At 56.2% G+C, this 11,985-nt stretch carries 12 protein-coding genes; 4 read left to right on the forward strand and 8 right to left on the reverse strand.

The window, feature by feature from the left end; genetic code table 11:
* Genes SH421x_RS25270 through SH421x_RS25285 form a run of 4 tightly spaced genes read left to right on the forward strand, consistent with a single transcriptional unit; the run spans window position 1 to window position 4,207 of the window.
* Entirely contained in the window at window positions 1–840 is an 840-nt protein-coding gene (locus tag SH421x_RS25270; protein ID WP_488852797.1) for a MotA/TolQ/ExbB proton channel family protein, read from the forward strand.
* Window positions 837–1,265 (forward strand): ExbD/TolR family protein, encoded by a 429-nt coding sequence (locus tag SH421x_RS25275; RefSeq protein ID WP_488852798.1) that lies wholly within the window; start codon window positions 837–839, stop codon window positions 1,263–1,265. Before SH421x_RS25270 ends, SH421x_RS25275 begins: the two co-directional genes overlap by 4 nt.
* Complete coding sequence (locus SH421x_RS25280; protein ID WP_488852799.1) at window positions 1,265–1,714, forward strand: ExbD/TolR family protein; 450 nt, start codon at window positions 1,265–1,267, stop codon at window positions 1,712–1,714. Before SH421x_RS25275 ends, SH421x_RS25280 begins: the two co-directional genes overlap by 1 nt.
* 9 nt (window positions 1,715–1,723) lie before the next feature.
* Entirely contained in the window at window positions 1,724–4,207 is a 2,484-nt protein-coding gene (locus SH421x_RS25285; protein WP_488852800.1) for a hypothetical protein, read from the forward strand.
* Window positions 4,208–4,225: 18 nt separating this feature from the next.
* On the opposite strand, the gene SH421x_RS25290 is transcribed toward SH421x_RS25285, so the two are convergent.
* The 8 genes from SH421x_RS25290 to SH421x_RS25325 all read right to left on the reverse strand — a co-directional run bounded on the left by SH421x_RS25290 (window position 4,226) and on the right by SH421x_RS25325 (window position 11,917).
* On the reverse strand, window positions 4,226–4,687 hold the full coding sequence (locus tag SH421x_RS25290; RefSeq protein WP_488852801.1) for a hypothetical protein: 462 nt from the start codon (window positions 4,685–4,687) through the stop codon (window positions 4,226–4,228).
* Window positions 4,688–4,707: 20 nt separating this feature from the next.
* Entirely contained in the window at window positions 4,708–5,583 is an 876-nt protein-coding gene (locus tag SH421x_RS25295; RefSeq protein WP_488852802.1) for a DUF1559 family PulG-like putative transporter, read from the reverse strand.
* Between the two features lie 209 nt (window positions 5,584–5,792).
* The gene (locus SH421x_RS25300; RefSeq protein ID WP_488852803.1) at window positions 5,793–6,668 is read right to left on the reverse strand and encodes a ThuA domain-containing protein; all 876 of its coding nucleotides are present in this window, start codon (window positions 6,666–6,668) and stop codon (window positions 5,793–5,795) included.
* 63 nt (window positions 6,669–6,731) lie between these two features.
* The gene (locus tag SH421x_RS25305; RefSeq protein ID WP_488852804.1) at window positions 6,732–7,343 is read right to left on the reverse strand and encodes a thioredoxin family protein; all 612 of its coding nucleotides are present in this window, start codon (window positions 7,341–7,343) and stop codon (window positions 6,732–6,734) included.
* 253 nt (window positions 7,344–7,596) lie between these two features.
* Window positions 7,597–9,474 (reverse strand): pilus assembly protein TadG-related protein, encoded by a 1,878-nt coding sequence (locus SH421x_RS25310; RefSeq protein ID WP_488852805.1) that lies wholly within the window; start codon window positions 9,472–9,474, stop codon window positions 7,597–7,599.
* 56 nt (window positions 9,475–9,530) lie between these two features.
* Complete coding sequence (locus SH421x_RS25315) at window positions 9,531–10,010, reverse strand: TadE/TadG family type IV pilus assembly protein (protein WP_488852806.1); 480 nt, start codon at window positions 10,008–10,010, stop codon at window positions 9,531–9,533.
* A 57-nt stretch (window positions 10,011–10,067) separates the two neighbouring features.
* Window positions 10,068–10,544, reverse strand: coding sequence for a TadE/TadG family type IV pilus assembly protein (locus SH421x_RS25320; protein ID WP_488852807.1), 477 nt, complete (start codon window positions 10,542–10,544; stop codon window positions 10,068–10,070).
* A gap of 317 nt (window positions 10,545–10,861) precedes the next feature.
* Window positions 10,862–11,917: a twin-arginine translocation signal domain-containing protein gene (locus SH421x_RS25325; RefSeq protein ID WP_488852808.1), complete on the reverse strand. Its 1,056-nt coding sequence runs from the start codon at window positions 11,915–11,917 to the stop codon at window positions 10,862–10,864.
* Between the last annotated feature and the right edge of the window lie 68 nt (window positions 11,918–11,985).

The raw sequence follows: 11,985 nt of genomic DNA on the forward strand, positions 1-11,985 counted from the left end.
TTGGCGAATTTGACCCGCATTACAATCTGGTCCCTCGCGCTGGCGATGATCGGCAGCGGCTACTGGTACACCACGCAACAACCAGGCGCTGCAACCCAGCTGTTGGCGCAAGACAATGCGACGCCGGTCGCTGCTGACCCGCAACCCAACATCACTAGTGCTCCGCCGCAAGGCGCCGGCTTTATCGACATCCTGCTCTCAGGCGGGATCGTCGGCAACTTGATCATGCTGTTTTTGCTGGCGCTCTCGTTGACCGCGGCTTACCTGGTGTTTGAACATGCGATGGCGATTCGCCACAAAGAGTTGGCGCCGCCGGGTCTCGCCGAGGAAGTCCGCGAACTCTTGGTCGCTGGAAACGTGAAGGAGGCCGAAAAGGCTTGCCATACGCGTCCCAGCTTTCTGGCGTTTGTCCTGCTTAGCGGCATTTCAGAACTCGACAGCGGTTGGAGCGGAGTCGAAAAAGCGCTGGAAGACTCTGTCGCCGAGCAATCGGCGCGACTCTTCCGCAAGATCGAGTACCTGTCAGTCATCGGCAATATCGCGCCGATGGTTGGTCTGCTGGGGACAGTGACCGGGATGATATTCGCCTTTCAACAAGTCGCCAGCACGCAAGGCGCAGCGGGCGCGGCCGATCTAGCGGAAGGTATTTATCAAGCGTTGGTTACAACGGTCGGCGGCCTACTGGTCGCGATTCCTTCGCTCGGCGCGTTCGCGGTCTTTCGCAACTGGGTCGACGAGCTAGTCGCCGAGTGCGCCTATGAAGCGCAGCAAGTCTTTACGCCGCTCAAGCGTCGTCGTCGTCAAGCAGCCGCCGCGACGCAGGGAGGTCGCAGCGTTTGAAAGTCCACGCCAACCTGCGACCAGGACAATTCGAGTTCAACATGACGCCGATGATTGACGTCGTCTTTCTGTTGATTATTTTCTTTCTTGTCTCCAGCCATTTGGCGAAACAAGAAAGTCAATTGCCGCTACCGCTGCCGACCGCAGAAACTGGCAACGAGATCATCGACGATCAGCGCCCGCGCGTGGTAGTGAATGTCGAAGTCGATGGTCGCATCTTGTTGGCAGGCAAGCCGGTCACGCTGGACGAAATCGGCCAGCGACTGCAGTTCCAACGCAGCCAGTCCGGTGACGATCTGGAAGTCCGCATCCGCTGTGATCGCAATGTCCCGTACGAGTATGTCAAACCGATCATGCTGGCCGCCGCAGAAGCCGGTGTTTGGAATGTCAATTTTGCGGTGATCCGTGGGAAGGATGCTCGCTAATGCGCCGTCACTCTCCCTATGTGGATCGCCAGAGTTTGCAAATTTCGATGACGCCGATGATCGACGTCGTGTTTCTGCTGTTAGTCTTCTTTTTGTGGACCGCCAGCTTTCAGGTTGTCGAGTACTCACTTCCCAGCAGCATCACGCCGCAGATGGGAACCGGCGTCAACATGCCTCCTCCGCCACCGGAACTGGCCGACTTTGAACAAGTGGTTGTGCGTCTGACCCAGGAAAATGGTCGGCTGGTCTGGAAGGTGAACGATCAACCTCGCTACCAACTGTCCGAGGTTCGTCAGTTGATGCAAGTGCTGGCGAGCATCAAAAACGACGTGCCGCTGGTGATTGACGCCGATGGCGCCGTCGGAGTGGGCGACGTGATTGATCTTTACGATCTGGCTCGCGAACTCAATTTTCAAGACATTCAATTCGCCGTTGATCCGAAAAGCTGATCGTTCGCTATGTCACGCATTCGCCCAATCTGCACTCTGCTAGGAATGATACTCCTACTATGCGCCAGTCGTCTGGCGGCGGAAGAGTCGCCGGATGTGCGCTTGATCGCCGGCCTACGGCAACGGCAACTGTTTGAACTGGCTGAAAAATACGCCGCCCAGCGCTTGGTGGCGCCCGACCAAGATGCTGACCAGCGGAGCGTGATGGCCGGCGAATTAATACGCACCTTCGCCGCGCATGCGCTGAACTCCTCCACTGGCGAGCGGAGCCGTTGGTGGAACGCCGCGCAAAGCGTTCCAGCGGAATACGCCAAACAATTCAGCGGAGATCCACGCCAAGTGGTGGTCGAAGCGCAAGCCGCCTTGGCGATGCTGACTCAAGCCGAACTGACCCGGCAAGAGTCCGAACTGGGCGCTCCCGGCTCCGAACCAGTCGAACAGACTCAATTGTTATTGCGCAAGTCCATAGCGCGGCTCGAAACTCTGCTGGCCGAAGCCAAACGCTTAACGATCGTCGCCGATACGCAGCGCGACGCAACAGGACTTAGCAGCGAAGAACTGACCGGCCTGTCACGCAATTTGCAGTTTGAGCTGGCCCGCGCGTTCGAGAATCAGGCGCTCACGTATCCGCCAGAAAGTCTTGATCGAATCAATTCGTTGACGCAAGTCTTGTCGACGCTTGAACCGCTGACCAAGCTCGGCGACTCATCGCCGATTACCTGGCCTAGCCGCTTGGCCGAAATTCGCGCTCTGCGGCTGTTGCAGCAGTACCAAGCGGCAGAGAACGCAATCACCACGCTCGCTGCGGACAAACCGCCGGCCAGCGTACTGTTGAATGCGAAAGCCGAGCAGATTCTCTTGGCGCTCGATGCTGGCCAACTAACCGTCGCGAAAAAACTGATCGCCCAGGGTCGTCAACTCGCCGGCGCGACCTCGCCAGAACTTGACTTCGCTTACTTTCAAACTTACGTGGCGCTGTGGCAAGCTGCCGCCAAAAGCGGTGATGCCCAGGGCGCGAAATGGCAAGCGCAAGCCTCGGCGGTGATTCGCGATCTCGATCAACTTTACGGCGCCTATTGGTCACGCCGCGCCGAATTGCTGCTAACGCAAAACGCCCAGTCGGCAGGCTCCAAAGACATTGATCTGCTGCAACGGACTGCGGATGGCTATTTTCGCCGCGAACAATATATCGATGCTGTCGCCACCTACGATCGCGCGGCTGCCGCTGCGGCGGAAGAGAAAGATGGCGACCGTGAGTTTCAACTTCGCCAAACGGCCGCGGCGGTTTTGGCCAAGCAGCAGCAATACGTTCCAGCCGCCAAACGGCTGCGGCAACTCGCCAACTTGTTTCCATCGCAAGCGACCGCCGCTCAAACGCATCTGACAGCCGCCTACTATCAATCGCTCGCAATGCGGGCTGATCCGGCTCTGACCGATAAAACCTATGTCAATCTACTACGCGAGCATCTAACGCAATGGCCCAACAGTGATACGGCCGAGCGAGCGCGAGTCTGGTTGGCCCAGTACCAGATGGCTCACGATCAGGCAGGCGAAGCGATCGAAACATTGCTTACGGTCCCTGCGAATTTTACTGGAGCCGCCGAAGTCGCTGTGCTGGCCGCCGCGGCCATTCGCGAGCATTTTGCTCAAGCCAGCGTATCTGGCGCCCTGCTGCCGCGCGACATCGATAAAGTGCAAACGATGCTCGAATCCTACGCGCTGACTTCGCCCTCGGCTGAAGCTCGCCGGACCGCCGCCGAAGCGCTCGCCGAACTGCTGCTGTTTTATCGACAAGATGCCTATGAAACGGCCCAATCGACCATCCGCTTGGCCCTGCAAGCCGATGTGGACGCCCCCAATGATTGGCGCGGCCGAATGCAGTCGCTGCTTGTCGTGGCGCTGGCCGGAGGGGGAGACCAGCAAGGCGCCGCCGTCGCGCTGACCGACGTCAGTGGAGGAGAACCCGAGAAGCTGTTTCAAATGGTCGCCGCGCTGCAGCAGCTCAGCCGAACCGCAGTGGGCGACGCGAAAGCACAACTCGCCCAACTTCAGTTGAAAGCGATCGGTCAACTCAAACCACGTACGGCGCAGCTAACGCCGCTGCAACAAGCACAACTACAAAAGTATGAGGCCGAGGCGCTGGCCTCTTCCGGCAATCGCCAAGCGGCGTTGGCCGAGATGCGGGCCGTCGCCAAATCCCAGCCCAAAGATGTGGTGATGCAAGTCGCACTAGCCGAACTGCTGGCCGCCGAAGGATCGGCCGCCGAGCGCCGCGAGGCGCTAAATATCTGGCGGCTGATCGGCGCTAAAATGAGCCAGCCGCAATCCGATCGCTGGTATCAAGCGAAGTACGAAACGGCGCAATTGCAAATTTCATTGGGCGAAAGTGCTGAAGCGGCCAAGCTGCTGAAGTACTTACAAACGCTCTATCCCGATCTTGGTGGCCCCAAGTGGAAGCCGAGATTTGAGAAGTTGATCGCTTCGATTCGCTAGTCGATTTGCCCCAGAGGATCAGAACCCCGGATCATCGCCCATCGCCCGCGGATCGTACGTCTTGATGTTGGGTTGAAAGGGGCCTTCAAGTTCAATCAAGAGCGAATCGGTTGGCCCATCAATTTTGGTAGTCAGCCCCGATGTCTGAAATTCTTGATACTTTTCAGGGATCAACGACACCGGATTTCCGCCGCGTCCTAGTGCATTCAATGTGACCGTGACTTCGTGTGGCCCCATCAATGCACCATCACCATCTTCATAAGTGGTCAGGGTGAAGCGGCCGGTCTCTCCGTCGATCTTGCCGATAGCTGGTCGACCGCTGGCAGGCGCGAGCGTGATAAAACCTTCGACACCGGCCGCTAACGGCTGACCATCAATCATTACCCTGCCCGAGACGGGAACGATGCCGTCCCCTTTTTTACTACAACCGCACGTCGCGAGCGCAAGTGCGATCGCGAAACAAGTTGAAAAACGCATCATCGGATTCGACCCTTATCCTATTAGTAAGACTTGGGTACGCCAGAAGCGCGTTGTCCAAGGTTTCGATAGACAGTCAAGTTGATCGTCTCTGCGATGAACGCGACCGAACCATCACCAAAACCAAAGTTGCCGCCGCCGGGATGACGACTAGCGAACGCTGCATTCAAGGGAATTCCATAGGGACTGGTCGTTTGTCCTTGGCCCGGCATTGTGTTAACCGGGTTACGCGTCGAACGGAGCATATCCTCTAAACGACCGGCAATCGCCCAACGGTTGCGGCCCCGTTCGTCATGACCGTCCACCACTTCGCCGATGACAAAGACATTGGTCAAACCATCGGTCACATCGGCCATTTTTTTGGAGTCGCGATAGACGAACAACCCGCTATTTTCCCACTTCACTTTGGCGCCGATTCCTTGATCGGGACCAAAGTGCCCAGAGCAAAAAGCGTAGCTGGAAGTCGCCCAATCTTTGCCGCTTAGCGTGACTATCGCAGGCATGGTCGAACTGGGGCAAACGAATGCATCGGGTCGCGCCGAAAGGACGGTACTGGGTAAATTTCCGGGGAAAGCATTATTCGGTCCATAAGGCGCAAACTGATCATAAAGCGCCCCTTGTTCTAGCTGCGGCAACATCAGTACAAAACCACTCGTGCCAGGCCCATTCGTAGGGTTACAAGCACCGTCACAGCCCAGTCGACCGGTCGGGAAGACCTTAAACGAGGACTCATAGTTGTGCAGCGAAAGCACAAGCTGTTTGATGTTGTTTGTGCATGACATACGACGAGCCGCTTCGCGCGCTTGCTGGACGGCAGGCAACAACAAAGCGATGAGAACACCGATGATGGCGATCACCACCAACAGCTCCACAAGCGTAAAAGCGCGTCTTTTTTCCATAAACGAACCTACGGGATAAGATATGAACTTAGAAAAGCAGATATTGCTGGGATTATTATGACTCCGGCCGTTTTGAGACAGGCAAAAAACTCATAACTCCCTAATTTTCTTACAAATTACCCCGCCAGGAGTATTTTTGGACACAAAAAAACGGACGCCGAATAAACCGGCGCCCGTCAAAGGTGGTGTGCGATGCTTTGCGAAACTACCTATTTTGCCACGCGTTTGCTTTCCTCGGTCGCGGTCGGAAAGTCTGCTGGGATCGGCTGCGTCACTGCGCCGGTCGCCGCCCATTCGGCGCCGCGACACAATGTGGTGATAAAACCAGCGCACTCCATCGAGTAGTCGCCGTGTCCCATCGGCGTGTGAAAGACGCGCCCCTCGCCATACTGGATCGTCATCAGCATCGGTTCGTGTCGTCCGCTCCCTCCTTTGCCAGGCTCTGCATAGGCGGTCGCTAGGATCTGCATGTTTTCGCCGGGGCCGCGTAGCTGATCGTATAGTTCGTCTTGGCTATGCATCCAAGCCTTCGGCATCCCTTGGGTGATCGGGTGCTCGCTGTCACGCACCACAATCTGAAAAGGATGTTGCGCGCCATGGCGCCCGCCCGAGCCTGGATCGGTGTTGCGGACGACTTCTCCATCTTTCCCGTAATAAACATAGGGGCCAGACTTCTCGTTGCGGCCTCCCCAGCCGCCGAGCCCGATCATGCGGTTGTACTCTTCCCAATCGCCAAATGCATTGTCAGCCGCATGAATCACGACCAGCCCACCGCCGCTTTTCACATAGTCGACAAACGCGTCTTGCGTCGCTTGCGGCCAAGCCTGACCGTTGTAGTTGCTGATGACCACGTCATAGTTTTTAAAAGCAGGTGCAAATCCCGCGGTCGATTTCGGCTGGGTCGTCGCAACGTCCACGCTAAATAGGCCGCTCGCAATCAGATCGGCTTTCATCATCTGCGTCGTCTTGGGCCAGACGCCGTGATTGTTCTGACCATCAATGATCAACGCTTTTAGTTTCGCCTCGGCGGCTAAGCCTGGGATCGCCAACGCAAACAGGCACAAAAAGGTGAAAAGCATACGCATGGGGGAAGCTCCTAAAGTGCAGGGGAGGGGAGAGCCAACTTGGGGAATATATAGTCTAGTCGCCTAACGGCGCGTGCGTTTATAGCGGATGTTGCAACCGATCGCGATCGTTTCGGTCTTGGCGGGGCGTTCACCATTCAGCGCAGCGTCAATCGCTAGTTGCACGTAGTTGGTCTGCGCCTGCTCGGCGTCGGTCGAATCATCCAAGGCGCCCATGTAGACGATCTCACGTTTTTTGTTCAGCACAAAAAACTCCGGCGTCCGCGTCGCGCCAAATTGTTTGCCGCTCTCTTGCGACGTATCGGCAAGATAGGCGAACGTAAACTTTTTCTCGGCGGCGCGGGCTTTCATCGCTTCCAATGAATCCTCTTCGACCAGGTTGCAATTGATCGCAACCACGGCGACACGACTGTCAGCCGCTGTGTAGCGAGCGGCCAGACGTTGCAACCGATCTTCATAGTCAACCGCATATGGACAGGTATTGCAGGTGAACGCCACCACCACCACTTCCTTAGCTTGCAGGTCGGCTAGCGAGTGTTGTTGACCATCGACGCCTGGCAAGTTTTTCCAGGCGGGCGCTTTGTCGCCGACGCTTTTGACCGGATTGTACTCGCCTGCGGCTAATAGCGAAGTCAGCAGCAAGAGTGCGGCAAGGGTTAATCGACAAGAGAACATGGGCGAGCTCTGTTTTGAGGAGCGAAACGGGCGAACCGGTTCTCTTAGTCTAACGAGCCCCGTCCAAGATTTCATCTTCTGCGGGGGCGCCAAGAAAAACAAAGGCCGTCCCCAGGACAGGACGGCCTTTGTCAGCAACGGCAACACTCGCAACAACTCAACCGATCGCAAAGCTATTTTCTCTGCGGTGTGAGGGTGGATGGCCGACGGCGATCAAGATCGCCGCCGACCATCCGGCAGGACACGTCCCGTATTAATCCGTCGTGATCTCGTAAACCAATTGCGGCGGCGGAACCTTGGCGGCGATCTGACCAAACGCATCCAGCAATTGCTGCTGCATTTCGGCCACCGTCGCTCCGCCGGGAACTGCGATATGAATGCCGCCGCCAGCAAATGCGATCGCCGTCATCAATGATCGATCAGCATCCAAGCCAACGCTCATCGTGTGAATCGTCACGTCCCGATTGCGTGCCTGGATCGCTTCGTAAAAGGCATACTGCTTTGACTTGTCGCTGGTGCTATAGTCGGCGTGACCATCTCCATTCATGTCGGTATAGTCGTCCCAGTCCCAGTTGCTTGGCAATTTCCAATTGGGAGGATAGCGGTTGGCCTGGCCATCGGTCATCAGCACCATCGTTGGCCGCGCTCCATGGCGCGAATGTTCGGCCAGCAGTTGACTTCCTTCATTCACGCCGTAGCCCATGCCGGTGTACGAACCGTAATGTCCTGCCTGTTTATGAAATTGAATCAGATTTAGCGTGTCGTATTCGTCGCTGATGTTGTTGCCGCCCAGCGACGCGTAGACGCCATGTTCGTCCAACGTATGCTCGACGCGACTACTTTCGTCATAGGAGATTACGCCAACTTCATCACCAAAGTCGAGATCATCCAAAAAAGTGAGAAACAGCGTGAACCCGTTTTTCACCGCGTGAAACGGATAGTGGGGCGACTTCCAGAGATCCTCGGTCTGCCACGAATTGTACTTTCTCGCCAACCAGTAATTGGCCAGCGTGATGCCGCCATACATGTTGCGATAGCCGGCCGAGCGGACATCGCCATCGTCGCGGCAATAGTTGATGTAGTCGTCCCAGCTGCCTGACGCATAAGGATACGCAAGATTGTTTAGTCCAAACGCAAGCTTCACCGCGCTATTCGTATCTTCAAAGCGTTCGCCATAGCCCGAACCTTCACCGCTGTCGTTGCAGCCTGACTTGACCCACACCTTGGTGATTTCGCGATTGCTGTTATAGCCGGTCCCTTGAAAGGTCCCCTTCTTCCCTTGGCTGAGATTGTCAAACTTATACCTGTTGCCGTTGTCAAACTGCAGCACCACGTTGGAGAGATCCTTCGTAGACTGCACGTACACTTCCGTCCCTTTAAACGTGACCTGAATCTGCGAATCGCAACCATTGGTCGGAGCCGCGCCAACCACCGTCAGATAAGCAGGCTCCAGCGGCAAGTTGCCGACGTTGGGACTCATCGACGTAAAAATGTCTCGCAAGTTTTGCGTGATCGATTCTTTGCCCAATCGATTGATGGCTCTGAATTGACTGTCATCGTTCATCGAACCAGAAAAGTCGAGCACGACCACCAAGTCGCGAGCTTCGACAAAGCTGGTCGCCGATGTCACCAGCGGCACCGAAGGGACGCCAACCGCCCAGCCAAACGCCAACGGCACACGGCCATCGGGGGCTTCTAGATTCGGCTGATCGCGATGCGCCTCGACCTTGACCACGTTGTACGGCCCGGTTCCCCAATCATAGCTCCACTCTTCGCTGCCAGGCTCGTAGGTCCGCTTGCCAAACACGACGTCCCGATCGGGATTCAGAAATACGCCGTTCGCCGCAGCAACTTCGACCGCCATCTGTTTGGCGAAAGCAATCGAAATCGAGTTTGGGTCTCCGCCGGTATCGCCGGCCTGCGCTACCGCCGACGTAATCTCTTGCGATGCGGCCAATGCGGCGGCGTCAACCGCGTTCTGCATCCGCGCCTGTTCAAGCGATATCAAGCCCGTGTCGATGCCCAACGAAATAAACCCGAACAGCACTACCATCACAATCGCGGCCAAGACAACAAAGATCCCTTTGCGAGCAGCTCGTTGGCCAGTCGAATTAAAAGCGAAACGAATCATCGCAAAGTTCTCCCCAGTAAGTCGGCGTATTTAATTAGGTCGGGATCGCGGCAAGCTCACTGCACAATCGTGCTCTTGCTATTCCGGAAGACGACCTTGCTCACTAGCTTGAATTGGTTTTCATTATCGCTGTGCGCACTGCTTAGCGGCGTGAGCGGCACTTCGATGCGCAGTTCAAAAAGCTTGAAATCGTTTGCGGGATCATCCAAGTCGAACGTGTTGCCCGGGTCGTCAGGAAACTCAATCAAAACGTCGACGTCGTCCGGATCAAATCCAGCGACTGCCAACGTGTTACGAACGTCTTGGGCGATTTTGTCATTGGATCGAATACCTTGCGACACCCAATCGGCGCGATCCATGGCGCCTAGCCGCGCACCATCTCGCGCCGCCTGCGCCATCACCGAATGTGAGTCAAACAGTTTGCTCCCCTGCAGTAAGCCGATGACCATCGTCAAAAAGAGAGGCGCAATCACAGCGAACTCGACCGTCGCGGTTCCGCGACGATTCGCGGCATGCGTTAGATTGCGACGTAACATTAGCGTCTCTCCTCTCTTCTTAATTACTAGGGCTGCAAGCGATCAGATCCAATCAGGCTACTCGTGCCGCGTGATCGATTGCCCCCCCAACACTACATTTCCTAGCCACGGCTGAGGCAAAATAGTCACGTCACCGTAACGGACCGTCGCACGAATCAAAAACATCTGCCGCGACTCGGCGTCCGATAACTCGATATCGGACAACGCGGACCATTCATTGGAATTCGCCGGAAGCTCACCGCCATCATCAAAGAAACTCGCGTCTTTGACCTGGATGGTCACCGCGTTCGTGTTGACGGCGGATTTCATTTGATTGCGTGCGTACGCGACAACTTCTTCAGTCGTCGCTCCGCTCGCCGCGCCCCAGCGGGCCGCATTTCGACAAGAATTTTTTAGAACATTCGAGACCATCGTCGCATGGCCAAACTCCATAATCGCAAACACAAACACAAAAAATACCGGCATCACCAAAGCGGTTTCGACCAAGGTCGCCCCCCGGCGTTCGGCAGTTCGTAGTTTGCGTACTCGGAGCATACTGCGTGCGTTGATAGGAAAAGGGATCGGACCAGAGAAGAGAACTCCGCCGCAAGTGCGAAGCCGACGGCCAATTCACCGCAGTGGCAATTTCACCGTCAACCGAAACGTAGTTCAAAACGCCGGCGAAAGTCGCGAAAGAATCAAGAAACAACGCCAGATTTCACCCTGCGCCGGTTGTAGCGATCATGCGGCCCGCACAGCCATCAAAGCCGCTTCGATCGTTCACGATCTCGGCTCGGCTGACAAGAAACAAAAAACGGCGCCAACCAATCGGTTGACGCCGCGTGCTGAAAGCATGCTTTCAATGCTCGGCGTTAGCCAACCTTCTTCAAAAACGAAACGCGGCCGCCAACGACCCATTCCGCCAAGTAGATGTTGCCATCCGCGTCAAACGTCGCATCATGCGGATGCACAAACTTGCCGTCAACCCATTTGTCGCGCTGCGACCGCACGGCGCGTCCGTTGGCGTTGACCACATCTCGCCAAGCCGGATCGTCATCAAGATAGGTAATCACTTTGTTGTCTTTGTCGAGCAACGTCAGGCGCGAGCTCAACTCGCCGACCAGCATCACTTCGCCTTGCACGTCTAGCGACGATGGCAAGACCAGGTTATCGACATAGCTCAAATGCTCGCCATCCAGCGTAAAATACTGCAAGCGATCATTGGCCCGATCCGTCACCGCCAACGACGGCTCCCGGCCAGGACGCGTATCCACATACAAACCATGCGGGCAATTCAGCTCGCCCGGCTTGGTCCCGCGACCACCCCAACTGCGGACCCAATTGGCGTCAGCGTCGTACTGATGAACATAGTGCGAACCATAACCGTCCCCTACATAAAAGCCTCCGCTCGGCGCCAGTGCGATGTTGGTCGGACAATAGCCGCCGGCATCTTTATATTTGCCCGACTGTTCGGGGAAACCTTTCTTCCAAACTACTTCGCCCTGCAGATCCAGCTTGGCGATTTGGCGATTTTTGACGTCGCACAGATAGAGGAACTCTTGCCCCCCTTCGGCTCGCAGCTCTAACCCATGCCCGCCGCCATGAAACTCTTTGCCGAAGGAACGAACGCACTTGCCATCGGCGTCAAATACGACGATCGCATCCATCGCCTCGCCTGCACCGTTTTGATGCGTGATATAAATAAGGCCTGACTTATCGATCGCGATGCCGTGCGTAGCGCCCCACTGGACGCTGCTCGGCAGTTCGCCCCAATAATGGTGACATTCGTAGGTATGCTCTCCCGATCCTACCCGAACCGGAGCAGAGCCCGATTTGTTTTCTGCGCGTAGCAGCAAGGGAGATGCGGCTATGGTAGCAGCAGCGGCGGCAGTCGATTGAAGAAATTGTCGGCGTGTCGGCGAAGCCATACGGCGGGAACCTTATTGGTGACTAAACTAGGTGGGCAGATGAGGCTACGGTCAGCCAGAAATTCTGT

It is taken from the genome of Blastopirellula sp. SH421, from assembly GCF_057808535.1.